Source organism: Roseateles sp. 22389, from assembly GCF_052044995.1.
Taxonomy (GTDB): Bacteria; Pseudomonadota; Gammaproteobacteria; order Burkholderiales; family Burkholderiaceae_C; genus Roseateles.
On sequence record NZ_JBQEOF010000013.1, the window covers coordinates 1 to 25,011 of the forward strand.

Here is a 25,011-nt window from a genome sequence, read left to right on the forward strand (position 1 = left end):
GCCACGACGCCCGAGCCGACGGTACGACCGCCTTCACGGATGGCGAAGCGCAGACCTTCTTCCATGGCGATCGGGGCGATCAGCTTCACGGTGATGCTGACGTTGTCGCCCGGCATGACCATTTCCTTGTCCTTCGGCAGCTCCACGGCACCAGTCACGTCCGTCGTGCGGAAGTAGAACTGGGGACGGTAGTTGTTGAAGAACGGGGTGTGACGGCCGCCTTCTTCCTTGCTCAGCACGTAGATCTCAGCAGTGAAGTGCGTGTGCGGCTTGATCGTGCCCGGCTTGGCCAGCACTTGGCCGCGCTCGACGTCCTCGCGCTTGGTGCCGCGCAGCAGGATGCCCACGTTGTCGCCCGCCTGGCCCTGGTCCAGCAGCTTGCGGAACATTTCCACGCCGGTGACGGTGGTCTTCTGCAGATCGCGGATGCCCACGATCTCGATTTCCTCGCCGACCTTGATGATGCCGCGCTCGACGCGACCGGTCACCACCGTGCCACGACCCGAGATCGAGAACACGTCTTCCACCGGCAGCAGGAACGCACCGTCCACCGCGCGCTCAGGCGTGGGGATGTAGCTGTCCAGCGCGTCGGCCAGGCGCATGATCGCCTGCTCGCCCAGGTCGCCCTTGTCGCCTTCCAGCGCCAGCTTGGCCGAACCCTTGATGATCGGGGTGTCGTCGCCCGGGAAGTCGTACTTGCTCAGCAGCTCGCGGACTTCCATTTCCACCAGCTCCAGCAGCTCGGCGTCGTCCACCATGTCGCACTTGTTCAGGAAGACGATGATGTACTTCACGCCAACCTGACGAGCCAGCAGGATGTGCTCGCGGGTCTGGGGCATCGGGCCGTCAGCGGCCGAGCACACCAGGATCGCGCCGTCCATCTGCGCCGCGCCCGTGATCATGTTCTTCACATAGTCGGCGTGGCCCGGGCAGTCAACGTGCGCGTAGTGGCGGTTGGCCGTCTCGTACTCGACGTGCGCGGTGTTGATCGTGATGCCGCGGGCCTTTTCTTCCGGCGCCGCGTCGATCTGGTCGTAGGCCTTGGCTTCGCCGCCGAACTTGGCCGCCAGCACGGTCGCGATCGCGGCCGTCAGCGTCGTCTTGCCGTGGTCAACGTGACCAATCGTGCCCACGTTCACGTGCGGCTTGGTACGTTCAAACTTGCCTTTTGCCATCTTGCGCTCCTGGCGATCAGATCAAGAAACGAGAGAAGAGGGTTGGTGCCCATGACGCGGATCGAACGCGTGACCTCTCCCTTACCAAGGGAGTGCTCTACCACTGAGCCACATGGGCATCGACACAGGATTGATGACCTTATCAGCAAACCTGTGCCGATATCTCGACACGACACCTTCAACTTCCGATGGAGCGGGAAACGGGAATCGAACCCGTGTCATTAGCTTGGAAGGCTAAGGTTCTACCATTGAACTACTCCCGCCCGGGAGTTTTCCAATTCCAGCTGCCTGAACCGCGAAGCGGGTGACGATCACCCGCTTCGTTGCTCTTGCATCCGTTCGCCTTGGTGGAGGAGGCTGGATTCGAACCAGCGTACGCGTTAGCGGGCAGATTTACAGTCTGCTGCCTTTAACCACTCGGCCACCCCTCCGAGGCGAGCCCACGACTATAGCACCGTTCTTTTTTGGCGCAAATACTTTTTGGCTCGCGAGCCTCTGGCGTGCGATTGGCGCTCTCCGCGCGGAACGCGCCCGGGAGACGCCACCAAAGCGCGGGAGCGCACAGTGCAACGCCCGCCGGGGCGGACCACAAGTAATACCAATTCAACGCCAACTGGTCTCATCCCCGAGGCCCCGCCCTCCCCGCAGACCTTCTTGAGCGCCACACCCTCGACACCGCTGTCCATGCGGGTCGCGGCGATGCCACAGCAGGGAAAACACCGGCGTCAAACTGGTAGCAAAGTGGCGTTACCGCTCGTTATAGTGGCATGGCATTGGTTGCATTGAGGTGTATTCGGGGGCGCCAGCTGCATGCCACTCCGCCGATGGGTGTCGTGATTTCAGGTGCCGAGTCTTCATCAAAGGCCAACAACTCCAGGCCATTCGAGGAGCAGTTCATCATGAAGGTCAACAAGACCCCTATCGCAGCGGCGGTGACGCTGACGTTGCTGAGCGCGGCCTTCGCCGTGCAGGCGCAGGAACAGAAAAAGGACGACGGCACCCAGCTGGAACAGGTCGTGGTGACTGGCATCCGCGCGTCGCTGCAGTCGGCCGCCAACATCAAGAAGAACGCCAGCGCCGTCGTGGACGCGGTGAGCGCCGAGGACGTGGGCAAGCTCCCCGACTCCGACGTCGGCCAGGCCCTGGGCCGCATCCCCGGCATCTCGGTGGGCCGGGCGTTCGGCCAGGGCGCCTCGGTGTCGATCCGCGGCACCGACCCGCAGATGACCTACACCACGCTGAACGGCCAGACCGTCGCGTCCACCGGCTGGTATGACCAGATGGACATCGACCGCTCGTTCAACTATTCGCTGCTGCCCGCCGAAATGATCGGCGGCATGGAGGTCTACAAGTCCTCGCAGGCCAACCTGACCGAAGGCGGCATTGGCGGCACGGTGATCGTCAAGACCCGCAAGCCGCTGGACCTGAAGGCCAACACGGTCTTCGGCAGCGTGCGCTACGGCGACGGCACCATCAGCGACTCGGAGAAGGAAGCCTCCGGCCTGTACAGCTGGCGCAACGAAAGCCGCACCTTTGGCGCGCTGATCGCCGCCGGCCTGTCCAAGGGCGACTACATCCGCCGCGGCGTCGAAGCCGACAGCCGCTGGAACAGCGACGTGGCCCCGACCGCCTTCGTGCAGGAGCGCAAGCGCACCTCGCTCAACGTCGCCCTGCAGGCGCGCCCGGTCGAGGGCTTCGAAGTCGGCCTGAACCTGTTGAAGCTGAAGCTGGACGCCGACAGCTCCAACTCCAGCGACTACCTGATGCATGACCAGAATTGCGACCAGCGCAATACCGCGGTCAAGTCGGACTTCAACCCGAACGGCATGTGCCTGCACAGCACGACCACGGCCGCCAACCCGCTGCCGCACAAGTTCTTCCAGGTCTGGGCGCGCGGCGCCAGCATGGACTCGGAAAGTGCCGTGGCCGACGCCCACTACACCCTGGGCAGCGCCAAGTTCGACCTCGTCGTCGGCACGACCAAGGCGGACGGCGGCACCTCGGCCACCACCAACTACCAGACCGCCGCCTTCGATGGCGCCGCCGGCCCGTTCACGCGCCCGAACTGGCAGGGCACGATCGACGCCACCGGCAAGCAGATCAAGGTCAACCCGAGCAACGACCAGTCGTGGGGCGTCGGCTCCCTGCCGGCGCAGATGTCACCGGAAACCTGGGCCACCTCCGCCGGTCCCAACAAGGACAAGGAAAAGTTCGGCCAGCTCGACGCCACCTTCGACCTGGACTGGGGCGTGATCAACGCCTTCAAGACCGGCGTGCGCTTTGCCGACCACACCTTCGAGAAGCGCAGCTACCGCCCGATCTGGAACACGACGATCACGCCGGTGGCCACCTCCGGGCTGTTCGACGGCTCGGTGAACGTCGGCGGATGGACGGTGCCGCGCGCCAACATCGGCGCGATGCTGGACAACACCAACCGGAACATCTCCGGCTGGGTCGAGGACCGCTCCGGTTATGGCGAGCTGAACGAGAAGAACCGCTCGGTCTACGGCATGTTCGAGTTCGAGACCAAGGGCATGCGCGGCAACTTCGGCGTGCGCTACGTCTCCACCAAGGCCACCAGCACCGGTTACCTGTTCGACGGCGTGACGCCGGCCGACCAGTACGCCGGCAACCAGAACTGGGCCAAGACCACCACGTCGACCAAGTCGACCTACAACGACGTGCTGCCCAGCATCAACCTGGCCTTCGACCTGAGAAGCGACCTGGTGCTGCGGGCGACCGCCTCGCAGGCCATCACGCGCCCGAACTTCGCCAACATGTTCGGCGTGACGGTGTCCGGCTACAACGACGACCGCAACGGCAACGAGACCTGGACCATCGGCAACATCGGGCTCAAGCCGATGAAGTCGAGCCAGGCTGACCTCGGCCTGGAGTACTACTACGGCCGCGGCAACATGATGTCGGCGACCTACTTCATCAAGGACATCTCCAATTTCGTCGTCGCCATCGCCACGCCGAACCAGAAGGTCGGCCTGGTCGACCCCAAGACCGGCGTCGACAACTGGACGGTGCAGAGCTTCCAGAACGCCGGCGGCGGCAAGATCCGCGGTATCGAGCTGCAGGCCAACCACGCCTTCGGCAACGGCTTCGGCGCGCAGGGCAACTACACCTTCACCGAAGGCACTGCGCCAGCCAGCAGCTACCTGGACGGGCTGAGCCTGTTCACGCAGTCGTCCAAGCACAACGTGAACCTGGTCGGCTACTTCGAGAACGAGCAGTACTTCGCCCGCCTGGCCTACAACTGGCGCTCGAAGTACATGATCCGCGAAGGCGCGTTCTGGTACGGCAACCGCATGCACGATGCCTACGGCACGCTGGACGCCAGCGTGGGCTGGAACATCACCAAGAACCTGCGGCTGTCGTTCGAGGCGATCAACCTGACCAAGGAAGACGACGTCCAGTACGGCGCCGCCGCGGCCTCGAACACCGCCATCAAGGATCCGCTGCGCGCGGGCTTCCCGGCCTGGAGCTTCAAGGGCGAGACCACCTACAAGCTGGGCCTGAGCGCCAAGTTCTGACCGACGCCACGGCGTCAGCTCGAAAGCCCGGCAGCCGCCGGGCTTTCTTCATTGCGCCGCGCGGCTGAGCAGGCGAACAGCCGCGCAAGCAAGCGGCTCCTCTGCCTGCCGGCGGGCAGCGCTCGCGCGCTAGAAGTCGTAGAAGGTGGTGATGGTCAGCCGGCCCTGGCGCGGGTCGCTGCTGAGCCCCAGGGCGGGGTTGACGATGGCCGAGTGCAGCAGGCTGCCCCGGTAGGCCACCAGGCGGTTGAATCGCGCCGGCAGCATGCCCAGCAGCTCGAAGCAGTCGTCCGAGTCGCTGAAATAACGCGGCGGCGCCGGGCGGCGCTCCATCTCCGCGTAGATCAGGTCGCCGTAGCGTTCGCGCTGATCGGCGGTGATCTGCTGCAGGCCGCTGGCCTTGTGGCGGTAGAAGGCGGTGCCGCCATGGCGCTCGTCGCAGAGGTAGAGCATCACGGCCATGAAGTGCGGCGTGCTGGCATCGAAATGCGGCACCCGCTGCAGCGGTCCCAAATCCTCGGGGGCCACCGTCGTCACCGAGAAGGCGCACGGCGACTTGCGCAGCGGCAGCTCCTCCGGGACGCCGAAGTTCAGCCGGATCAGCGGGTCCAGCAGCTCCGTCAGGCTTTCGCTATAGGCCGCGGGCACTGGCGCTCGCAGCCCGGGATAGCCCTTGCGCTCGTCAGCGCCCGGGCAGCGCTCGAAGCGGGCCTGGCAGGCCGCCTCGACCAGCGCCTGCGGATGCGCGAGGAAATCGTCGATGACGACGACCGGATGCTCGCCGACCCGCACCGAGCGGATGTCGGGCGGCATGCGGATGGCGAAGGTATCCGGGCTCATGGGCCGGTATTGTGCGGGCGCGGCCCGCTCAGATCTTCCAGTACCAGCGGCGCCGGTCGAGCTCGCGCACGATGAGCCACCACACGCCCACGAAGGCCAGCGCGAAGCCCAGCGACTGCGCATGCGGCCCGAGCCAGGCGCCCAGCCAGCCGAAGCCGTGCGCGTAGATCGGGCGCATCCAACCGAAGCCTTCGAGGAACACGGTGCAGATCCAGGCCCCGGCGTAAGCCGCGATCGCGTTGACGCCGAAGCTGCGGAACAGCGCGGGCGCGCCGAGCCGGTCGATCAGCACATGCCCCGCGAGCAGCACCAGCGCGGCCAGGCCTCCGGTCCACAGCACGAAGGACGGCGTCCAGAGGTTCTTGTTGATCGGCATGAGGCCGATGGCGTCGAGCGCGAAGCCCGTGGCCGCCGCGATGAGCCCGACGGCCGCGAGCTGCCGGAGGGCGCCGGCGCGCAGCGCCTCGCCGCAGCGCCAGCCCAGCAGCGTCGTCGCCAGGGCGCCGAGCGTCGCGACGAGGCCTTCCGGGTCATGGCCGAGGCCCGTCACCGGATCCCACTCGTAGCCATGCGGACCGAGCAGCCACGCATCGACACGGCTGGCGATGTTGCCCGCCTTGTCGAGAGGACCGCCCCACAGCAGCAAGGCGCCATACCCGGCCAGCAAGGCGGCGAGCCAGACGCGTTGACCGGCGGCCCGCCACTGGATCGCGATCAGTCCGGCGAGCGCGAAGCACAGGCCGATGCGCTGCAGCACGCCGGGAATGCGCAGCGCCGGCTTGTCCATCAGCCACCAGGCCAGCGCGTGCAGCACCAGCCCCAGCGCCACGATGCGCAGGCCACGCTTGACGACGGTGGCGCGCAAGGACGCACCGTCGCCAGCCTCGATGCGCGCGCCCATGGCCAGCGACAAGGAGACGCCCACGATGAAGAGGAAAAACGGGAACACCAGGTCGGTCGGCGTCCAGCCGTGCCAGGTCGCGTGCTCCAGCGGCGCGTAGACATGGCCCCAGTCGCCGGGGTTGTTGACCAGCAGCATCGCGGCGACGGCCAGGCCGCGCATCGCGTCGACGGACGCGATGCGTTTCGAGGAAGCGTTCATGGGACGAGGATCGGAAGGGAACAGACGCTCAGAAGTCGCAGCGACTCTCGAGCGCGGGCGTGGCCGGCGGGACCTGGTCGAGCCGTGCGATGCCGCCGGCGCGCCAGCGCTTCACCTGCGCCTCCACCTGGGCCGGGCTCAGGACGGTGTCCTTCGCGTGGAAGACCCAGTCGACGTCCTGCTCGTACACCCGCGGCGGGCCGCCCGCGACGCCCGTGGGCAGCGGGCCGCCCGGCGAGAACCACAGGTTGAAGTTGATCGACATCGGCACCACCGGATAGTTGCGGCCGCCGTGTTCATCGATCTTGCGGCCGTCGATGAACCAATGGGTGCGGCCATCGACCACCTGCATCACCAGCGTGTGCCAGTCGCGGCCGCGCTCGCCGAGCGGGCCGAACTCCTCGTGCTGCTGGTTGAAGGCCAGCCACGGATCGAGACGCACCGTCTGCCAGGTGATGCCGTAGATGCGGGTCTTGTCGCTGCCCCAGCCGCCATTGGGCAGGTACTCCCAGTCGAGCTCGCTGAACTCGGGATCGAAGTCGTGCTTGAGCGGGCTGACCGCGTAGAAGGTCTGGATCACCGGATCGCCGTCGGCGCCGCTCACCGGCTGGTCGCTGAAGCGGATCCGCGCGGCATAGGTGCCGGCGAGGTACTTGCGCTGGTGGCACACCTGCACCTGCGCCGTCCCCGGGCCGGTGCCGTCGGTCACGCCGTGCAGGCGCAGCTGGCCGTCGACGACGCTCAATCCCTCAGGCGCCCAACGAGCGCCGGGAATGCCCGGGTGGCCCGGCGCACTGCGGACCGTCCAGCCCTGCTTGAACAGCGCGGCGGTGTCGGGGTAGCTGAAGTCGTCGAAGAAGAACCGCGGCTCGGCGGCGTGCGCGCCACCAGCCATCGACAGCGCCACGAGGCCCGCGGCGATCGCCTTCATGTCGCGTTCTCCACCGGCGCCGCCGCGACCGCCGGCTCCTGCGGTGCCCGTCCGGGCATGCGCACGAACAGCAGCAGGATCAGCGCCGGCGCGCCGCAGGCGATGGTCCACAGGAAGAAATGCTCGTAGCCCATCGCGAGCTGGATGTCGCCGCTGATGGTCTTGGAGAAGATGAAGCCCAGCTGCATCACGCCCGAGCCCAGCGCGTAATGCGCCGTCTGGTACTTGCCCGGCGCCACGGCCTGCATGATGAACAGGATCATCCCGACGAAGCCGAAGCCGTAGCCCAGCATCTCCACCGCGACGGCGAAGCCGACGTGCCAGAGATCCGCCGGCATCGTGACGGCCAGGTAGTAGAAGGTCGCGTTGGGCACCGCCATCGCCACGATCAGGAAGGGCATCGCGCGGCGCAGGCTCATCCAGCTGGTGAAGTAGCCGCCGACGATGCTGCCCAGCAGGAAGGCCGCCGTGCCCACCGTGCCGTAGATCCCGCCCACCTGCTCGGTGCTCAGGCCCAGGCCGCCCTTGTCGCGCGCCTCGATCAGGAACAGCGGCCCGATGGTCTGCACCTGCCCTTCGGCGAAGCGGAACATCACGATGAACAGGATCATCAGCCAGATGCCCGGCTTGCCGAGGAAGTCCGCAAGGACCTCGCGCAGCGTGCGCCAGACGCCGGCCGCCGTGAGGTCGCCGTGATCGGTGTTGAACGCGCCGGGCAGCGCGTACGCGTTGTAGCTGGCCAGCACGAACAGCAGCACCGACAGCAGCGCGAAGATCACCGACCACGCGTTCATGACGCCGATGCCGCGCTCCAGGTGACCCGCCAGCACCAGCAGGCCGCCCAGCGTCAGGAACTTCGACGCGTTGAAGAACGCGCCCTGCCAGCCGGCATAGGCCGCCTGCTGCTTGTCGTCGAGCGCCGCCATGTACAGGCCGTCGCAGGCGATGTCGTGCGTGGCCGACGCATAGGCGAGCAGGAACAGCACCGCGATGCTGGCCGCGAACCACATCGGCAGCTGCAGCGCCACCGCCATCAGCGCCAGGCCCGCAGCGCCGGTGAACTGCCCGGCGACGACGATCAGCTTCTTGCTGCGCGCCAGTTCCAGGAACGGGCTCCACAGCGGCTTGAACGCCCAGGCCAGGCCCAGCAGGCCGGTCCAGCGCGCGATCTGGTCGTTGGCCACGCCCATGTTCTTGAACATCAGGCCGGCGATCAGCATGACGACGAAGAACTGCATGCCCTGCACGAAGTACAGGCTGGAGACCCAGCGGATCGGCGATCGCGCGGGCGCGGAGGAAGGCTGCGGCTGGCTCATGTTGAGGCCCTCGGATCGATGCTCAATTCAGCGTCACCGGCGACTGGCCGCCGGCCTCGCCGCGGCCTTGCAGCCAGTCGCCCAGGGCGGCCAGCGCGCCGTCCGCGTAGCCCCAGCTGATCACCGTGGGCGCGTCGACGTCCAGCGCCTGGAACGGATTCCAGAGCACCAGGTGCAGGTCGGGCCGCCAGTTGCCGGCCTGCGCGCCGTAGCGCGCCCGGTGCGTCGAGGCGACGATGGTGAAGCGGCCATCCGCCGGGACCGTCGCCCAGTCCAGGGCGGCGATGTCGGCGAGCGCGACGAACTCGACATCGCGGTAGCCCTCGAACAGCGCGCGCACCTGCGCGCCGGTCGGTCCGGCCTCGGAGACGCCGTCGGTCGGCACTTCGTCCTGCACCAGCACCCGAGTCGGGCGATCGGCCGCCGGCGGCACCGCGCCACGCAGCGCGCTCAGGCCCGCGGCCCAGGCTCGACGCATCAGCCGGTCGTCGGCCTCGCGCGGCGCGCCCTGGTAGTCGTCGAAGCGGACCGGGAAATCGCGCGCCAGCTTGTCCAGCCGCGCCTGCGCCTGCCGGCCGCGCTCGACGCTCAGGTCGCCGCGCGTGAGCGCGTCCTGCAGCGCGTGGATGGCCTGTGCCTGCTCGTCCAGCGAGCCCTGCGCCAGGATCATGTCGGCGCCGGCGTTGATCGCCAGCACCGCCGCCTTCGCGTAGCCGTAGCGCTCGGCGATGGCCTTCATCATCAGCGCGTCGGTGATGACGACGCCGTCGTAGCCGTATTCGTCGCGCAGGATGCCGCCCAGCAGCGTCCTGGAGAGCGTCGCCGGGTACAGCGGATCGATCTTCGGATAGACGATGTGCGCCGTCATGATCGACGGCGCCAGGTCGCGCAGCGCCTGGAAGGGCTTGAGCTCGAGCGCGTCGAGCTCGGCACGCGACTTGTCCACCGTCGGCAGGTCCAGGTGGGAATCGACATGCGTGTCGCCATGGCCCGGGAAGTGCTTGATGCAGCAGGCCACGCCCGCAGCCATCGAACCCTTCATCCAGGCGCCGGCCAGGCGGGTGACGGTGTCCGCGGTCTCGCCGAAGCTGCGCTCGGCGATCACCGGATTGGCCGGGTTGTTGTTGATGTCGGTGACCGGCGCGAAGTTCCAGTTGATGCCGATGCCGCGCAGCCCGCGCGCGACCGCGGCGCCGACCTGTTCGGCCAGCCCCTCGTCGCCCGCCGCGCCCAGCGCCATCGCCGACGGCGGCTGCGGCAGGAAGGTGGCGCGCACCACGGACCCGCCCTCCTGGTCCAGGCCGATCAGCGCGTCCGCGCCCATGGCCTCGCGCAGATCCCGGGTCAGCTGCCGGACCTCGGCCTCGGTGCCCAGGTTCTTGCGGAACAGGCAGACCGCGCGGATCCGGTTGTCGCGCAGGAAGGCGGCGGTGGCCGCATCCAGGCGCTTGCCTTGGATGTCCACCATCACCAGCCGGCCCGGATGGAATGCTGTCTCGCTCATATCGTTCTCTTGCTGCCGGAAATCAATGCGAAATCCATGCGGGCCCCTCAGCGGGACCCGTGCGGGATCAATGCGTCTTCGTGACCTTGGCCAGATGGCGCGGCTGGTCGGGGTTCAGTCCCCGCGCCTGGGCCAGCGCCTCGACCATCGGATAGAAGCTCTGCACCGCGGCGATCGGATCGAGGTCCTCGTTGCCGGTGCAGGTCAGCGGCAGCTCGGCGCCCGGCGTGCCTTCCGGCGCCGCCAGCAGCACGCGCGCGCCGCGGCCGCGCATCTCCTCGGCCAGCGCGAGCAGGCCGGCCTGCGCCGGGCCGCGCGGCGCGAACACCAGCAGCGGGTAGCCCTCGTCCACCAGCGCCATCGGGCCGTGCTTGACCTCGGCGCCGGAGAAGGCCTCGGCCTGGATGCCGCAGGTTTCCTTGAACTTCAGCGCCGCCTCCAGCGCGATCGGCAGCGAGGTGCCGCGGCCGATGACGAAGAGCTTGTCCGCGCCCTTGAGCGCGTCCACCGCCACGTCCCAGCGCTGCCGGGCGGCCTGCTCCATCGCCTGCGGCAGCGCCTGCAGCGCGGCGGCGAGGTCCTCGTCGCCCTGCCACGCGGCAACGACGCGCGCCCCGGCCACCAGCTGCGCGATGTAGCTCTTGGTCGCGGCCACGCTCTGCTCGACGCCCGCGTGCAGGCGGAACACGTGCTCGGCGGCGGCCTCCAGCGGCGAGCCGTCGGCATTGACGAAGGCCACCGTGCGCGCGCCATTGGCGCGGAAGTACTGCGTCGGCGAGACCAGATCGGGGCTCTGGCCCGATTGCGAGAACGCCAGCGAGACCAGGCCCTTGCTCTCGATCCGGCTTTGGTAGAGCGTGATCAGCGACATCGGCAGCGAGGTCACCAGCCGGCCCAGCCGCGCCATGACCAGGTAGGCCAGGTAGTGCGACGCGTGGTCCGAGCTGCCGCGCGCGATCGTCAGCAGCGCGCTGGGCGGCTGCTCTCGCAGCGCGTCGCCCAGGGCCGCGTAGGCGTTCTGATCGGCGGCCAGTTGACGGGCCACCACCTGCGGCGCGCTCAGCGCCTCATCCAGCATGCGCGAGGTCAATCGCTTCTCCTTCGACGACCACGCTGTGCAACTGCAAGCCACGGTCCATCACGACAAAGTCCGCCCAGGCGCCCGGGGCCAGACGGCCCCGATCGTCCAGACCCAGGTAATCGGCCGCGTTCGTCGAGACGCGCCGCGACGCGTCCTCGATCGACAGGCCGAGCTTCAACACCAAATTGCGTAGCGCCTGGTCCATCGTCAGCGTCGAGCCGGCCAGCGTGCCGTCGGGCAGGCGCACGCCGCCCAGGCACTTGGTGACGCGATGGCGGCCGAGCCGGTACTCGCCATCGGGCATGCCGGCCGCCGCCGTCGAATCGGTGACGCAGAACAGGTGCGGGATGCTGCGCAGCGCGACGCGGAGCGCGCCCGGATGCACATGCAGCAGGTCGGGAATGATCTCGGCGTAGCGCGCGTGGGCCAGCGCCGCGCCGACCATGCCGGGCTCGCGGTGATGCAGGCCCGTCATCGCGTTGAACAGGTGGGTGAAGCCGCCGGCACCGCGGGCCAGCGCGGCCACGCCGTCCTCGTAGGTGCCCAGCGTGTGGCCGATCTGGATGCGGAAGCCCGCTTCGCTCAGCCGCTCCACGAGCTCGAGGTTGCCGGGCAGCTCCGGGGCCAGCGTGATCAGGCGGATCGGCGCCAGCGCATGCAGGGCGCGGATCTCGTCGATCGACGCGGCCTTGGCGAAGTCCGGCTGCGCGCCGAGCTTGCCGGGGTTGATGTAGGGCCCTTCGAGGTGCACGCCCAGCACGCGCGCGCCGCCGGTGGGCCGCTCGACGCACGTGGGCGCGAGCGCGCGCATCGCCTGGCGGATCTCGTCCAGGGGCGCGGTCATCGTCGTCGCCAGCAGCGAGGTCGTGCCGTGCCGCACATGCAGCTGCGCGAGCCGCGCGGCCGCGTCGCCGCCTTCCATCGTGTCGCGGCCGGCGCCGCCGTGGACGTGGGTGTCGATGAAGCCCGGCAGGATCAGCGGCAGGTCCTGCGCGCCGTGGCGGGCCTCGTGCTCGGGGACGGCGCTGCCGTCGATGCCGACCACGCGTCCCTTGTCATGTTCCAGCACACCGCGGATGAAGCCGCCAGGTGTCAGTACGAATCCGTCGATGTGCTGGGTCGTCATCCGTCTCGCCTCATCTCCGCGACGAAGTCGTAGTAGTCGCTGCGGCAGTAGGAATGGGTGAGCTCGACGGCCTGTCCCTGGTCGAGGTAGCCCACGCGGGTGATGAACAGCACGGCCTGGCCGACCGGCACTTCCAGCAGACCCGCCAGGCGCGAGTCCGCGTTGATCGCGCGGATGTGCTGCAGCGCGCGCACCGGCGCGCCGCCATGCCGGGCGAGGTGCTCGTACAGCGAGGACTCGACCTTCTGCGGCTCGGGCAGCACCGCCTCGGGCAGCACCGACAGCTCATAGGCCATGACGACGGCATCGGCCAGGCGCAGACGCTCCAGGCGCGCGACGCGCTGGCCGGTGGTCAGGCCCAGCGACAGCTGCTCGTCCGGCGCCGCCATGGCGAAGCCGCGCGTCAGCCAGCGGCTGCTGGGCTTGAAGCCGCGCTGGTGGAGTTCCTCGGAGAAGCTGGTCAGGCGCGACAGCGGCTGCTCGAGCTTGGGCGCGATGTAGTTGCCGGAGCCGCGCTTGCGCACGATCAGGCCCTGCTCGACCAGGCGGTCGATGGCCTTGCGCGCGGTGACGCGCGACAGGTCCAGGGATTCGGAGAGCACGCGCTCGGACGGCAGGGCCTCGTCGGCCTGGTACTGCCCTTCGCGGATCGCCTGGGCCAGCTTGTGGGCCAGCTGCATGTACAGCGGCGAGGCGGCGGCGGGATCGGGCTTGAACTGGAAGGGCAGCTTGGTGCTCATCGGGCTTCTCTGCTTCTCAACGGGGGTCGGAGAGAGCGCCGCGGACCAGCCGCAGCGCACCGTCGGCCGAGTCGCCCTGGGGCGACACGCAACGGGCCCGAATGTTGCCTGAGAAAAGCGCGGCAAGCCGCTGCGCCACGCTGCCCGCGAGCGACAGCGGCAGCTGCTGTGAGGGGTCCAGCGCGAGCGCGAGCTGCTCGAGTTCCGCCACCGCCTGCGCGACCAGCGCGGCCGCGGCCGGATCGGCGCCCGCATGCTCGAAGACCAGCGGCGCCAGCTGCGCGTAGGCATGCTGGCCGGCCTGGGCGACCCAGGCGTTGATCGCGTCGCGATCCTGCTCGTGCTGGCAGCCGGCGGCGCCCCACACCGCCTGTGCGAGTGGGCCGGGCTCGGCGCGGCCGTCCATGGCCTTCTGCGCCTGGCGCATCGCCTGGATGCCGAGCCAGGCGCCGCTGCCTTCGTCCCCGCCGATCCAGCCCCAGCCGCTGACGCAGACCAGCGAGCCATCGGCGCGCAGCGCCTCGCCCACCGTGCCGGTGCCGGCGGCGATGACGCCACCGGGCCGGCCGGCATGGGCGCCGATGACGGAGGTGGTGCCGTCATTCGCGAGCTCGATGTGGGCGTAGCCGGGCTGCTGCGCGATGAAGGCCTGCGCCTGCGCGGTGACGCCGGCGCCGGACAGGCCGAGTCCGATGGCGGCCTCGGCCAGCGGCAGGCGTTCGATGCCGGCCTTGGCCGCGGCCTCCTGGACCGCGGTCTGGATGTGACGCCAGGCCTGCGCGATGCCCTGCCCCAGCGCGGATGGCCCCGCCCATCCCTGGCCGAGCAGCTGTCCGTGGACATCGCTGAGCCGGACCCGAGTGCCGGTGCCGCCGCCATCCACCCCCACGAGGTAGCGGACGGCGGTGAAGCGCGGCTGCAAGGGCGCGGACCAGGCGTCCGCCAAGGGGTGGCTGTTCATGATTAATACCAGTTTAGTACCAAAAGACGCGAAGCGTCAATTGGTAGCGCACTGGACTTAACCCTGATGCACAAATCGCTCCGCTAGGGGCTCGCGGATGATAACCACCAACGTACCAGTGATGGCCGGCTGAAATGACGAAGCGCGCAGAGGTGGCCTGCGGAGGGCCAGCGCCCTTTGCAGTCCGTCAGTCCAGCGACCACTCCAGACCGACGCCCTTGCCCTTGAGCCAATCCCGCGCCGCAGAGAAGTGGCCGCAGCCGATGAACGGCACCGGCCCGCGCGTGGCCGAGAGCGGCGACGGGTGATTGGCCTGCAGCACGAGGTGGCCATTGCCGGCGGCCTCGATCAGCGGCGCCTTGGCCTGCGCATGCGCGCCCCACAGCAGGTAGACCTTCGGCGCCGGGTCCTTCGCCGTCGCGGCGATGAGCGCATCGGTGAGCGATTCCCAGCCCTTCTTCGCATGCGAGGCGGCGGCGCCGTCCTCTACGGTCAGGCTGGTGTTGAGCAGCAGCACGCCGCACTGGGCCCACTCGCCCAGGTGACCGCACATCGCCGGCTGCTGGCCCAGGTCGCGCTGCAGTTCCTTGAAGATGTTGCGCAGCGACGGCGGCAGCTTCTGGCCCGCCGGCACCGAGAACGCCAGCCCTTCCGCCTGCCCCGGCCCGTGATACGGATCCTGGCCGACGATCACCACCGTCGCCAGCGTCAGCGGCGTGAGCCGTAGCGCGCGCAGCGGGTCCGGCGGATAGATGGCGGCGCCCGCGGCCAGACGCTCCTTCAGCAGCGCTTCGATGCGCTGGCCGTCGGCGCTCGCGCGCCAGGCGTCGACCAGCGGCTGCCAGCCGTCGCCGACCTCCCAGTCGATGGCCTGCAGCGTCGCGGACATCGCCGGCCTCAACCGAACAGCGCCGACAGCGCCGCGCCCGGGTCGGGCGCGCGCATGAAGGCCTCGCCGACCAGGAAGGCATGCACCTGCGCGTCGCGCATGCGCTGCACGTCGCCCGGCCCCAGGATCCCGGACTCGGTCACCAGCAGGCGATCGGCCGGCACCTGCGCCAGCAGTCCCAGCGTCGTATCCAGCGTCACCTCGAAGGTCTTCAGGTTGCGGTTGTTGATGCCCACCAGCGGCGTCTTCAGCCGCAGCGCGCGCTCGAGTTCGGCGCCATCGTGGACCTCCACCAGCACGTCCAGGCCCAGGCCGAGCGCGCAGTCCTCCAGCTCCGCCATCTGGCCATCCGCGAGGCTGGCGACGATCAGCAGGATGCAGTCCGCGCCCATCGCGCGCGCCTCGTAGACCTGGTACGGATCGACCATGAAGTCCTTGCGCAGCACCGGCAGCGCGCAGGCGGCGCGCGCCTGCTGCAGGTAGGCGACCGAGCCCTGGAAATGCGGCGCGTCGGTGAGCACGCTCAGGCAGGCCGCGCCGTGCCGCTCGTAGCTGCGGGCGATGTCGGCGGGACGGAAGTCCGCGCGCAGCACGCCCTTGCTGGGGCTGGCCTTCTTCACTTCGGCGATCACACCGCTGCGGCCGGCGGCGATCTTGTCGCGCAAGGCCTGCGCGAAGCCGCGCGTGGGCTCGGCGCGCGATTCCGCCTCGGCACGCAGTGCGGCCAGCGGCACGCGGGCCTGCGCGGCGGCGACCTCGTCGCGCTTGACGGCATTGATGCGATCCAGGATGTCGGACATGGCTTTCTCACTTCAGGTCCGGCGCCAGGGCCGGAGGCGGTCGACGCCCAGGCCCGCACGGGCCCGGCCTCGCCACGGTCAGGACTGCGCCGCGGCTTGCCGCTGCGTCTCGGCGACGAATTCGTCGAGCTTGGCGCGCGCCGCGCCGGACTCGATCGCCGCGCGCGCCTTCACGATGCCGTCGGCGATGGACTCGACGACATTGGCCGCATACAGCGTCGCGCCGGCATTGAGCAGCACGATGTCGCGCGCCGCGCCGGGCTCGTTGCCGAGCACGCCCAGCAGGATGCGGCGGCTCTCCTCGGGGCCGCTCACCCGCAGGTTGCGGCTGGCGACCATGGGCATGCCGAAGTCCTCGGGATGGATCTCGTACTCGCGGATCTCGCCGTTGCGGAGCTCGCCGACCAGGGTCGCCGCGCCCAGCGAGATCTCGTCCATGTTGTCCTTGCCGTAGACCACCACCGCGTGCTGCGCGCCCAGGCGCTGCATCACGCGGACCTGGATGCCGACCAGGTCCGGATGGAACACGCCCATCAGGATGTTGGGCGCGTCCGCCGGATTGGTCAGCGGGCCCAGGATGTTGAAGATGGTGCGCACGCCCAGTTCCTTGCGCACCGGCGCGATGTTCTTCATCGCCGGGTGATGGTTGGGCGCGAACATGAAGCCGATGCCGGTGTTGCGCACGCAATCGGCGACCGCCTGCGGCGGCAGCGACAGCGTCACGCCGAGCGCCTCCAGCACATCCGCGCTGCCGGTCTTGGACGAGACGCTGCGGTTGCCGTGCTTGGCCACCTGCGCGCCCGCCGCGGCCGCCACGAACATCGAGCAGGTCGAGATGTTGAAGGTGTGCGCGCCGTCGCCGCCGGTGCCGACGACATCCACCAGATGCGGCCCCGGCGTGATCGGCACCTTGACGGAGAACTCGCGCATCACCTGCGCGGCGGCGGTGATCTCGCCGATGGTCTCCTTCTTCACGCGCAGGCCGATCAGGATGGCCGCGGCGGTCACCGGCGAGATCTCGCCGCTCATGATGCGGCGCATCAGCGCCAGCATCTCGTCGTGGAAGATCTCGCGGTGCTCGATGACCCGCGTCAGCGCTTCGTTGTCGGTGATGGGCATGGTGGCCTCCCGCTCAGGCGTTGAAGAAGCGGCGCACCGCCGCGATCGCGCGGTCGACGCCCGCGGCGTCGACATCCAGATGGGTGACGAAGCGCAGCTTGTACAGGCCCGTCGCCAGCACGCCCTGCGCCTTCAGATGCGCGACCAGCGCCGCGGCGATGTCCTTGTCGACATCGCAGAACACGATGTTGGTCTGCGGCGCCTCGACCGTCAGGCCGGGCAGTCCGCGCAGGCCCTCGGCCAGGCGACTGGCGAGCGCATGGTCCTCGGCCAGGCGCGTGACCTGGTGGTCGAGCGCGTGATGCGCCGCCGCCGCGAGCACGCCGGCCTGGCGCATGCCGCCGCCGAGCATCTTGCGCGAGCGGTGCGCGCGCTGGATCAACTCGCGCGAGCCGCACAGCACCGAGCCCACCGGCGCGCCCAGGCCCTTGGAGAAGCAGACCGAGACGCTGTCGAAATGCGCGCAGATGCGCCGCGCCGCGGCATACGGATCGCCGCCCTCGGCGGCGGCCACGGCGACGGCCGCGTTGAACAGGCGCGCGCCGTCCAGGTGACGGGCCAGGCCGTGACGCCGCGCCAGCTCGGATGCGGCGGCCAGGTAGTCCATCGGCAGCACCTTGCCGCCGATCGTGTTCTCCAGCGCCAGCAGCCGGGTGCGCGCGAAGTGCGCGTCGTCGGGCTTGATGTTGGCCTCGATGTCGGCCAGCGGCAGCGAGCCGTCGGGCGCGTGGTTCAGCGGCTGCGGCTGGATCGAGCCCAGCACCGCGGCGCCACCGCCCTCCCAGCGGTAGGTGTGGGCGAACTGGCCGACGATGTACTCGTCGCCGCGCTGGCAATGCGCCATCAGCGCGCACAGGTTGCTCTGCGTGCCGGTGGGCATGAAGAGCGCCGCCTCGAAGCCCAGGCGCTCCGCCAGCGCCGACTGCAGCGCGTTGACGCTGGGGTCGTCGCCGAAGACGTCGTCGCCCAGCGGCGCCGCCGCCATGGCGGCACGCATGCCGGCAGTGGGCTGGGTGACGGTGTCGCTGCGCAGGTCGACGACCGCCGCGCGCGCGCCCGCCGCGCCCGCGGTCGTGCGCCCATTCGTGCACGCATTCATCGCGCCAACTCCAGGAAGTTCTTGAGCATCGCGTGGCCGTGCTCGGACAGGATGGATTCGGGATGGAACTGCACGCCCTCCAGCGGCGTGGCGGTGCCGGCGAGCGCGCGGTGACGCACGCCCATGATCTCGCCGTCCTCGCTGCGCGCGCTGATCTCCAGCTCGGCCGGGATCGTCGCTTCCTCGATCGCCAGCGAGTGGTAGCGGATCACGTCGAAGCGCTCGGGCAGGCCGCTGAAGACGCCCTGCGTGTCGGTGGTGATGGTCGAGGACTTGCCATGCATCTGCACCTTGGCGCGGATGATGTTCCCGCCGAGCGCGGCGCCGATGCTCTGGTGGCCCAGGCAGACGCCCAGGATGGGCAGCTGGCCGATGAAGCGCTGGATCGCCGGCACGCAGATGCCGGCTTCCTTGGGCGTGCAGGGGCCGGGCGAGAGCACGAGGTGAGTGGGCTTGAGCGCCGCGATCTCGTCGAGGCCGATCTGGTCGTTGCGGACCGTCTTCACCTCGGCGCCGAGTTCGGCGAAGTACTGCACCAGGTTGAAGGTGAAGCTGTCGTAGTTGTCGATCATCAGCAGCATGTCGTTCTCCGTCGTCAGCCTCAGAAGCCTTCCTCGACCAGTTCCGCCGCGCGCAGCAGCGCGCGGGCCTTGGCCTCGGTCTCCTTCCATTCGAGCTCGGGCACCGAATCGGCCACGATGCCCGCCGCCGCCTGCACGTACAGCACCTGGTCCATGACCACGCCGGTGCGGATGGCGATGGCCAGGTCCATGTCGCCGCCGAAGCTCAGGTAGCCGCAGGCGCCGCCGTAGATGCCGCGCGTGACGGGCTCGAGCTGGTCGATGATTTCCATCGCGCGGATCTTGGGCGCGCCCGACAGCGTGCCGGCCGGGAAGCTGGCGCGGAACACGTCCATGTTGCCGATGCCGTCCTTGAGCAGGCCCTCGACGTTGCTGACGATGTGCATCACATGCGAGTAGCGCTCGACGGCAAACGCGTCGGTCACCTTCACGCTGCCGGTCTGCGCGATGCGGCCGATGTCGTTGCGGGCCAGGTCGATCAGCATCAGGTGCTCGGCGCGCTCCTTGGGATCGGCCTTGAGCTCCACTTCGAGCGCCTGGTCCTGCTCCGGCGTGCCGCCGCGCGGACGCGTGCCGGCGAGCGGGCGGATCGTGACCTTGCGGCCTTCGGGCGTCGATTCCTGGCGCACCAGGATCTCGGGCGAGGCGCCGACGATCTGGAAGTCCCCCATGTCGTAGAAGTACATGTAGGGGCTGGGGTTGAGCGAGCGCAGCGCGCGGTAGAGGCTCAGCGGCGATTCGGTGTAGCGCTTCTTCAGCCGCTGGCCGAAGACGATCTGCATGCAGTCGCCGGCCGCGATGAAGGCCTTGGCCTTGTCGACCGAGGCGAGGAAGTCGGCCTTGTTGAACTCGCGCTCGACCGGATGGGCCTGCCCGCGCACCACGCGCGGCGCGGCCACCGAGTAGCCCAGCTTGTCCTTGAGCTCCGTCAGCCGCTTCTTGGCCTTGAAGTAGGCCTCGGGCTGCGACGGGTCGGCGTAGACGATCAGGTAGAGCTTGCCCGACAGGTTGTCGATGACGGCCAGCTCCTCGCACTGCAGCAGCATCACGTCGGGGGTGGGCAGGCCGCCCTCGGGCGTGGAGTCGGCCAGGCGCGGCTCGATGTAGCGCACCGCGTCGTAGCCGAAGTAGCCGGCCAGGCCGCCGCAGAAGCGTGGCATGCCGGGCCGCAGCGCGACCTTGAAGCGCTGCTGGTAGGCCTCGATGAAGGCGAGCGGGTCGCCGTCGTGGGTCTCGATCACCGCGCCGTCACGGATCACGCGGGTGACCGTGCCTTCGCTCTTGAGCACGGTGCGGGCCGGCAGCCCGATGAAGGAGTAGCGGCCGAAGCGCTCGCCGCCGACCACGGATTCCAGCAGGAAGCTGTGGCGGCCGGGCCCGTTGCCGGCGCAGAGCTTGAGGTAGAGCGAGAGCGGGGTCTCAAGGTCCGCGAAGGCCTCGCTGATCAGCGGGATGCGGTTGTAGCCGTCGGCGGCCAGGCTTTGGAATTCCAGTTCAGTGATCACGTCGTCAAACCTCTTGTCGGCTGCGGCGACGGCCGGTGATGCTGGGCATCACGGCGCGCGCGCAAGCGGAAACTCAGGTCGCCTGTTGGACCTGCCCCGTCGGGTAGGGTGCAGCAAGAGTGTGACGGTGACCCGCGTCCGAGGGATAGAGGGGACGGCGGGTGGCAAGCAGCAGGCGGCTTCAGGTGAAGTCGTGCCAGGATCGCCAGGGCCAGGCTCCCCGGTCGTTCGACCCCTTGATGTGCTTGCGCGTGATAAACATGGTGCGGCGCAGTGTAGCAGGCGGATTCCCGGGGGCCGGCCGCGGGGCGGTTCGCGCATACTCCCCGTCCAGAGTCGGCCGCGGAGCCGGCCGATCCTCCGGAGGGAAGGAGACACCATGTCCAAGCGCAATGTCCTGATGGCCGCGCTCGCGGCCGCGATGCTGGCGCCCGTCGGGGCGTCCGCCCAGTCGACGCCACCGGGCGCGTCATCGGCCGCGCCGGCCGCCCCGCCCGCGGCGGCCCCGGCGCCAGTCGAGCTCGCCGGCGTCAAGTACGACGGCACCGCCGAGGTCGCCGGCCAGAAGCTGCAGCTCAACGGCGCGGGGATCCGCTACAAGGCGATCTTCAAGGTCTACACCGCCGGCCTGTACCTGAACGCGAAGGCCACCACGCCGGAGGCCGTGCTGGCCAACAACGGTCCCAAGCGCATCCACATCCAGATGCTGCGCGACATCGACGGCGAGGAACTGGGCAAGCTCTTCACCAAGGGCATGGAGCAGAACGCCACGCGCGAGGAATTCGGCCGCTCCATCAGCGGCGTGCTGCGCATGTCGGAGATCTTCGTGCAGAAGAAGAAGCTCAAGACCGGCGAGAGCTTCGGTGTGGACTACATCCCCGGCACCGGCACCGTGGTCTTCGTCAACGGCCAGCTGATTCCCGGCGAGCCGATCAAGGGCGAGGACTTCTTCCACATGCTGCTGAAGATCTGGCTGGGCAAGTCGCCGGCCGACTCCGACCTGAAGGTGGCGCTGCTGGGCGGCGCCAAGCCTGCTGCGACGAGCAGCCGCAACGCCGCGGGCAGCAACCGCTGAGGTTGCGGCGCTCCGCGAGCGCTCAGCCGAGCAGCTCGTCCAGCCGGTCCAGGTAGCGATCCGCGGGCACGCCGCGGATCGGCTCGCCGTGGTTGTAGCCGTAGCTGACCAGCGCGATCGGGCAGCCGGCCGCGTGGGCGGCGCGGGCGTCGTTGCTGGAGTCGCCGATCATCCAGGTCGTGGCCGGCGCGCTGCCTAGCGCCTCGCAGGTCTTGAGCAGCGGCAGCGGATCGGGCTTCTTGCGCTCGAAGTCGTCGCCGCCGAAGACGCGGTCGAAGTAGTGGGCCAGGCCCTTGCGCCGGAGCAGCTCACGGGCGAAGGCGGCCGGCTTGTTGGTCAGGCAGGCCATCGGCAGGCCGAGCGCCTTGAGCGCGTCCAGTCCCTCGACGACGCCGGGAAACACATCGGCGTGCTCGCCGTTGAGCACCTCGTAATGGCGCTGGTACAGCGTCCAGGCCTCCTCGTAGCGCTGCTGCGGCGCGCCCGCCTCGGCGAGCACGCTGCGGATCAGGTGCTCGCTGCCCTGCCCGATGGTGTGCTCGACGAAGGCCCGCGAGACCTCGGGCAGCGCCATGTCGACCATCACGCGGTTGAGCACGGCGACGAAATCGCCCAGCGTGTCGACGAGCGTGCCGTCGAGGTCGAGCATGAAGGCGGTGGGGGTGGGGACAAGGGTGGGCATGACGTCGGACAGCGAAGAGGGCAAGCGACAGGCGGCGCCGCATCGTAGCCGTCGCCCATAGCGCGCGGTTTCGTGACTGCCTCAGAACTTCAGCGATGCGCACCGCCATCCACCATCAAGATAGACTTTGCGACCCACCGAGCTTGTGTTCCAGCGACGTTGAGTCAGCAGCATTCGGCCGGTCAATGTCGATATGAAAACCGGCGCCAAAGCCGGTATCGATTGCGGGGACAAGGGAACCCCACACATGAGCATCAGAGGAATTCGCCGTCCGGTACGGCATGCGCTCGCGCGGGCAAACCGAACGCCGCCCGCCAACCATGAAAGTGATCCTGGGAATGCCGGCTGGACCCAGCGGCTAGGCGATTGGCTGACCCTTGGTGCCAAGCTCGGTCTTCTATACGGCGGCACTCTTGTTTTCGCATACTGCTTTTTCACCATCGGGTTCTTCCCCACCGGCTTGAGCGCTGCGGACAGCTTGTTCCTGATCTTCGTCGGCACCAGCTTCAGCGTCATTGGAATCTTCTTCGCTGCATTCGGGCAGTACTTTGTCGGACCGATACTGGAAGCGGTACACCTGTTCGATAAAACGCCTGGAGACAGCCGGTCGGCATTCCGGCGGTGGGGATGGTTGGCGTGGACCGCCGCGCTGGGGTTCGCAATCTTCTTGATCCTCACCGCCTACTGGGCGCTCTCGATCTTGGTCGATGCGAAGAAGAGTGGACCTCCCGGCATCGTGATCGCTGGAATCATCCTCAGCTACCCCATAGCGACCTTCTGCCTCAAGAGGCATCTCGCCCCAGGCAAGGGATGGGACGCCGCGCTTGCCTCGGCGACTTTCGCCTTCATCAGCACTGGCTTGATGGTGCTTTTGATCGGCAGAGCCGAATGGTGGGCCGTCCAGACCATTCTCATTCAGGGCACGCTCGCCTCGTTCCTCTTGTCGTTGTGCTTCGACCCCCGATTTGAGAAGACCCGGCGCCAAGGCATTCCCATCCTGATTGCGTTCAATCTCGGCGCGCCCATCTATTCCGCCTTCCTGTTGAAAGGCGATCGTCCGATCAGTCCAACCATGGAGGTCACCTTCGACCGTTTGGGGCTGTATCGCAAAGCCGCCGATCTCGTCGTCACCAACAAGGCGGCAGAACAAGTCTGGCAGCTCAGCGCGGAACACGGCATGGCGGCTCGAGGCTGCCGACTGGCGGACGGTTCCCTGCTCATCAGCCGCGCTCAGGTGCTTTGGCACGGTATCGGCAGTCGCAGCCTCATTCGGCCTGCGGGTGCCAAAGCCTCGGGCGCGCTGTCCGAAGGACGCATCGAACTCGAGACGGCCGACGTGAGGATGCTGGATCCTCTTCCGCAGCAATGTGCCGAGCTCCCGGAAGAAATTCACTTCGGAACGAATTCGTCCAAACCGATTGACCCGCAAGAGCTGGAGAACCTGTTCGACAGCTACGCCCGATCGGAACACGTGGCGCCAGAGGGGTGGAAGGTCGTGGAGGTGCGCGTACGCGGCCATGCCGATCCGATGCCCCCGAGCAAGTCAACCAACCTGGACCTCGGTCATGCCCGGGCTCAAGCGGTGGCCGATCTCCTCGCCAGTCGACTCGAAACCCAGCGGCCCCATGCCACTCTTCCCAAATTCGTGATTGAAAGCAGCGCAGCCCGCGATACGCGCGGGCAGCCGTGTCCGATCAAAGGCGAGGCCGCGGCCCTAGCCGAATGCAACGCTCGAAGCCGCCGAGTCGAAGTCCAATTGCTCATCAAGCCACCCGAGCCATCCGCGACGAGCAGTTGATTGGATGCCCATCCCCAACTGCAAGCTTGCGCCCTCCTCCCTCGCTGCCTAGGCTGAACCATTGCCACTGCGGGAGACGGCCATGCCCCTCGACCCTGACGCGCGTGCCGACGGCATCGCGCTCGCGCTATCCGGCGGCGGCTTCCGGGCCGTGCTGTTCCATGTCGGCGTGCTGTGGCGGCTCAACGAGCTGGGCGTGCTGGGCCGGCTGGCGCGCCTGTCCAGCGTCTCCGGCGGCTCGATCGCCTCGGGGCTGCTGGCCGTGCGCTGGCCGCGGCTGGCCTTCGACGGCGACGGGCATTCCGCGCATTTCGAGGCCGAGGTCGTGACGCCGCTGCGCGAGTTCTGCGCCCGCAACATCGACGTGGCCTCGGTGCTGTCGGGCGCCTTCAATCCCTTCCGCTCGGCCGGCGAGGCCGTCGCCGAGGAATATCGCCAGCGCCTGGGGCTGGACGCCTCGCTGCAGTCGCTGCCCGACACGCCGCGCTTCGTGTTCAACGCGACCAACTACGCCACCGGCGTCAGCTTCCGCTTCTCCAAGCCCTACGCCGGCGACTACCGCATCGGCCTCATCCCGAAACCGCGCTTCGACGTGGCCACCGCGGTGGCCTGCTCGAGCGCCTTCCCGCCGGTCCTGGCGCCGATCGCGCTGGACGTGCGGCCGGAGGACTTCACCCGCGTCGAGGGCGCCGACCTCTACGACCAGGTCGACTACCGCCGTCGCCTGATGCTGGCCGACGGCGGCGTCTACGACAACCTCGGGCTGGAAACCGTCTGGGGCCGCCATGCCACGGTGCTGGTCAGCGACGCCGGCAAGCCCTTCGACATCGACGCCGGCATCGGCACGATGGCCCCGCGGCAGGTGCTGCGCGCGATGGACATCGGCCTGAACCAGGCGCTGGCCCTGCGCAAGCGCATGCTGATCGCGGCCTACGGGCGCGGCGAGGCCCAGGGCGCGTTCTGGGCCATCGACACCGACATCGCCGACTACCCCGCGACCGAGGTGCCGGCGCTGCCTGTCGATCCGGCGCGGATCGCCGACCNATCCGCACGCGCCTGGACCGCTTCAAGGAGCAGGAGCAGTGCGAGCTGATCAACTGGGGTTACGCGGTCAGCGACGCCGCGCTGCGTTCCCGCGCGCCGGCGGT

21 protein-coding genes and 3 tRNA genes are annotated in these 25,011 nt (G+C 68.7%); 4 read left to right on the plus strand and 20 right to left on the minus strand.

The window, feature by feature from the left end; genetic code table 11:
• The 4 genes from tuf to ACTJKJ_RS17820 form a co-directional block, all read right to left on the minus strand.
• Positions 1-1,175, minus strand: a 1,175-nt coding sequence (gene tuf, locus ACTJKJ_RS17805) for an elongation factor Tu (protein ID WP_440821259.1), incomplete at its 3' end; no start/stop codon positions are given.
• 43 nt (positions 1,176-1,218) lie between these two features.
• A tRNA-Thr gene (locus tag ACTJKJ_RS17810) sits at positions 1,219-1,293 on the minus strand.
• Positions 1,294-1,364: 71 nt separating this feature from the next.
• A tRNA-Gly gene (locus tag ACTJKJ_RS17815) sits at positions 1,365-1,438 on the minus strand.
• A gap of 82 nt (positions 1,439-1,520) precedes the next feature.
• A tRNA-Tyr gene (locus tag ACTJKJ_RS17820) sits at positions 1,521-1,606 on the minus strand.
• A gap of 468 nt (positions 1,607-2,074) precedes the next feature.
• Here ACTJKJ_RS17820 and ACTJKJ_RS17825 point away from each other — a divergent pair.
• Positions 2,075-4,714 (plus strand): TonB-dependent receptor, encoded by a 2,640-nt coding sequence (locus ACTJKJ_RS17825; protein WP_440821260.1) that lies wholly within the window; start codon positions 2,075-2,077, stop codon positions 4,712-4,714.
• Between the two features lie 129 nt (positions 4,715-4,843).
• Here ACTJKJ_RS17825 and ACTJKJ_RS17830 read toward each other — a convergent pair whose 3' ends face one another.
• The 15 genes from ACTJKJ_RS17830 to trpE form a co-directional block, all read right to left on the minus strand.
• Positions 4,844-5,554 carry a DUF6445 family protein gene (locus ACTJKJ_RS17830; protein WP_440821261.1) on the minus strand — a complete coding sequence of 237 codons (711 nt, stop codon included), beginning with the start codon at positions 5,552-5,554 and terminating at the stop codon, positions 4,844-4,846.
• Between the two features lie 28 nt (positions 5,555-5,582).
• Entirely contained in the window at positions 5,583-6,656 is a 1,074-nt protein-coding gene (locus ACTJKJ_RS17835) for an acyltransferase family protein (RefSeq protein WP_440821262.1), read from the minus strand.
• Positions 6,657-6,684: 28 nt separating this feature from the next.
• Positions 6,685-7,587: a glycoside hydrolase family 16 protein gene (locus ACTJKJ_RS17840; RefSeq protein ID WP_440821263.1), complete on the minus strand. Its 903-nt coding sequence runs from the start codon at positions 7,585-7,587 to the stop codon at positions 6,685-6,687.
• Positions 7,584-8,903 (minus strand): MFS transporter, encoded by a 1,320-nt coding sequence (locus ACTJKJ_RS17845; RefSeq protein ID WP_440821264.1) that lies wholly within the window; start codon positions 8,901-8,903, stop codon positions 7,584-7,586. The genes ACTJKJ_RS17840 and ACTJKJ_RS17845 overlap by 4 nt, the downstream gene beginning before the upstream one ends.
• 22 nt (positions 8,904-8,925) lie before the next feature.
• Complete coding sequence (gene nagZ, locus ACTJKJ_RS17850; RefSeq protein ID WP_440821265.1) at positions 8,926-10,407, minus strand: beta-N-acetylhexosaminidase; 1,482 nt, start codon at positions 10,405-10,407, stop codon at positions 8,926-8,928.
• A 67-nt stretch (positions 10,408-10,474) separates the two neighbouring features.
• The gene (locus ACTJKJ_RS17855) at positions 10,475-11,485 is read right to left on the minus strand and encodes an SIS domain-containing protein (protein WP_147242522.1); all 1,011 of its coding nucleotides are present in this window, start codon (positions 11,483-11,485) and stop codon (positions 10,475-10,477) included.
• Entirely contained in the window at positions 11,475-12,614 is a 1,140-nt protein-coding gene (gene nagA, locus ACTJKJ_RS17860; protein WP_440821266.1) for an N-acetylglucosamine-6-phosphate deacetylase, read from the minus strand. The genes ACTJKJ_RS17855 and nagA overlap by 11 nt, the downstream gene beginning before the upstream one ends.
• Positions 12,611-13,354, minus strand: coding sequence for a GntR family transcriptional regulator (locus tag ACTJKJ_RS17865; protein ID WP_091728146.1), 744 nt, complete (start codon positions 13,352-13,354; stop codon positions 12,611-12,613). The genes nagA and ACTJKJ_RS17865 overlap by 4 nt, the downstream gene beginning before the upstream one ends.
• 16 nt (positions 13,355-13,370) lie before the next feature.
• The gene (locus ACTJKJ_RS17870; protein WP_147242518.1) at positions 13,371-14,315 is read right to left on the minus strand and encodes a BadF/BadG/BcrA/BcrD ATPase family protein; all 945 of its coding nucleotides are present in this window, start codon (positions 14,313-14,315) and stop codon (positions 13,371-13,373) included.
• A gap of 187 nt (positions 14,316-14,502) precedes the next feature.
• Positions 14,503-15,204 carry a uracil-DNA glycosylase gene (locus ACTJKJ_RS17875; RefSeq protein WP_440821267.1) on the minus strand — a complete coding sequence of 234 codons (702 nt, stop codon included), beginning with the start codon at positions 15,202-15,204 and terminating at the stop codon, positions 14,503-14,505.
• 8 nt (positions 15,205-15,212) lie between these two features.
• Positions 15,213-16,004 (minus strand): indole-3-glycerol phosphate synthase TrpC, encoded by a 792-nt coding sequence (trpC, locus tag ACTJKJ_RS17880; protein ID WP_440821268.1) that lies wholly within the window; start codon positions 16,002-16,004, stop codon positions 15,213-15,215.
• 78 nt (positions 16,005-16,082) lie between these two features.
• Positions 16,083-17,123: an anthranilate phosphoribosyltransferase gene (trpD, locus tag ACTJKJ_RS17885; protein ID WP_091728158.1), complete on the minus strand. Its 1,041-nt coding sequence runs from the start codon at positions 17,121-17,123 to the stop codon at positions 16,083-16,085.
• A gap of 13 nt (positions 17,124-17,136) precedes the next feature.
• A complete protein-coding gene (gene ltaE, locus ACTJKJ_RS17890) occupies positions 17,137-18,222 on the minus strand; it encodes a low-specificity L-threonine aldolase (RefSeq protein ID WP_440821269.1) in 1,086 nt (361 codons plus the stop codon).
• A complete protein-coding gene (locus ACTJKJ_RS17895; protein ID WP_440821270.1) occupies positions 18,219-18,803 on the minus strand; it encodes an anthranilate synthase component II in 585 nt (194 codons plus the stop codon). Before ACTJKJ_RS17895 ends, ltaE begins: the two co-directional genes overlap by 4 nt.
• Before the next feature lie 20 nt (positions 18,804-18,823).
• Positions 18,824-20,308: an anthranilate synthase component I gene (trpE, locus tag ACTJKJ_RS17900; protein ID WP_440821271.1), complete on the minus strand. Its 1,485-nt coding sequence runs from the start codon at positions 20,306-20,308 to the stop codon at positions 18,824-18,826.
• Positions 20,309-20,687: 379 nt separating this feature from the next.
• Here trpE and ACTJKJ_RS17905 point away from each other — a divergent pair, with 379 nt between their 5' ends.
• Positions 20,688-21,383: a chalcone isomerase family protein gene (locus ACTJKJ_RS17905; protein ID WP_091728171.1), complete on the plus strand. Its 696-nt coding sequence runs from the start codon at positions 20,688-20,690 to the stop codon at positions 21,381-21,383.
• Positions 21,384-21,405: 22 nt separating this feature from the next.
• Here ACTJKJ_RS17905 and gph read toward each other — a convergent pair whose 3' ends face one another.
• A complete protein-coding gene (gph, locus tag ACTJKJ_RS17910) occupies positions 21,406-22,065 on the minus strand; it encodes a phosphoglycolate phosphatase (RefSeq protein WP_440821272.1) in 660 nt (219 codons plus the stop codon).
• 193 nt (positions 22,066-22,258) lie between these two features.
• Here gph and ACTJKJ_RS17915 point away from each other — a divergent pair, with 193 nt between their 5' ends.
• Together ACTJKJ_RS17915 and ACTJKJ_RS17920 are read left to right on the plus strand one after the other, a co-directional pair.
• Positions 22,259-23,863, plus strand: coding sequence for an OmpA family protein (locus ACTJKJ_RS17915; protein ID WP_440821273.1), 1,605 nt, complete (start codon positions 22,259-22,261; stop codon positions 23,861-23,863).
• A gap of 82 nt (positions 23,864-23,945) precedes the next feature.
• A complete protein-coding gene (locus ACTJKJ_RS17920; protein WP_440821274.1) occupies positions 23,946-24,956 on the plus strand; it encodes a patatin-like phospholipase family protein in 1,011 nt (336 codons plus the stop codon).
• Positions 24,957-25,011: the final 55 nt, after the last annotated feature.

What these genes read in the sequence shown, in the direction of transcription:
- ACTJKJ_RS17825 (WP_440821260.1), top strand. Translation starts at nt 2,075, where the DNA reads ATGAAGGTCAACAAGACCCCTATCGCAGCGGCGGTGACGCTGACGTTG.
- ACTJKJ_RS17830 (WP_440821261.1), bottom strand. Translation starts at nt 5,554, where the DNA reads ATGAGCCCGGATACCTTCGCCATCCGCATGCCGCCCGACATCCGCTCG.
- ACTJKJ_RS17835 (WP_440821262.1), bottom strand. Translation starts at nt 6,656, where the DNA reads ATGAACGCTTCCTCGAAACGCATCGCGTCCGTCGACGCGATGCGCGGC.
- ACTJKJ_RS17840 (WP_440821263.1), bottom strand. Translation starts at nt 7,587, where the DNA reads ATGAAGGCGATCGCCGCGGGCCTCGTGGCGCTGTCGATGGCTGGTGGC.
- ACTJKJ_RS17845 (WP_440821264.1), bottom strand. Translation starts at nt 8,903, where the DNA reads ATGAGCCAGCCGCAGCCTTCCTCCGCGCCCGCGCGATCGCCGATCCGC.
- nagZ (WP_440821265.1), bottom strand. Translation starts at nt 10,407, where the DNA reads ATGAGCGAGACAGCATTCCATCCGGGCCGGCTGGTGATGGTGGACATC.
- ACTJKJ_RS17855 (WP_147242522.1), bottom strand. Translation starts at nt 11,485, where the DNA reads ATGCTGGATGAGGCGCTGAGCGCGCCGCAGGTGGTGGCCCGTCAACTG.
- nagA (WP_440821266.1), bottom strand. Translation starts at nt 12,614, where the DNA reads ATGACGACCCAGCACATCGACGGATTCGTACTGACACCTGGCGGCTTC.
- ACTJKJ_RS17865 (WP_091728146.1), bottom strand. Translation starts at nt 13,354, where the DNA reads ATGAGCACCAAGCTGCCCTTCCAGTTCAAGCCCGATCCCGCCGCCGCC.
- ACTJKJ_RS17870 (WP_147242518.1), bottom strand. Translation starts at nt 14,315, where the DNA reads ATGAACAGCCACCCCTTGGCGGACGCCTGGTCCGCGCCCTTGCAGCCG.
- ACTJKJ_RS17875 (WP_440821267.1), bottom strand. Translation starts at nt 15,204, where the DNA reads ATGTCCGCGACGCTGCAGGCCATCGACTGGGAGGTCGGCGACGGCTGG.
- trpC (WP_440821268.1), bottom strand. Translation starts at nt 16,004, where the DNA reads ATGTCCGACATCCTGGATCGCATCAATGCCGTCAAGCGCGACGAGGTC.
- trpD (WP_091728158.1), bottom strand. Translation starts at nt 17,123, where the DNA reads ATGCCCATCACCGACAACGAAGCGCTGACGCGGGTCATCGAGCACCGC.
- ltaE (WP_440821269.1), bottom strand. Translation starts at nt 18,222, where the DNA reads ATGAATGCGTGCACGAATGGGCGCACGACCGCGGGCGCGGCGGGCGCG.
- ACTJKJ_RS17895 (WP_440821270.1), bottom strand. Translation starts at nt 18,803, where the DNA reads ATGCTGCTGATGATCGACAACTACGACAGCTTCACCTTCAACCTGGTG.
- ACTJKJ_RS17905 (WP_091728171.1), top strand. Translation starts at nt 20,688, where the DNA reads ATGTCCAAGCGCAATGTCCTGATGGCCGCGCTCGCGGCCGCGATGCTG.
- gph (WP_440821272.1), bottom strand. Translation starts at nt 22,065, where the DNA reads ATGCCCACCCTTGTCCCCACCCCCACCGCCTTCATGCTCGACCTCGAC.
- ACTJKJ_RS17915 (WP_440821273.1), top strand. Translation starts at nt 22,259, where the DNA reads ATGAAAACCGGCGCCAAAGCCGGTATCGATTGCGGGGACAAGGGAACC.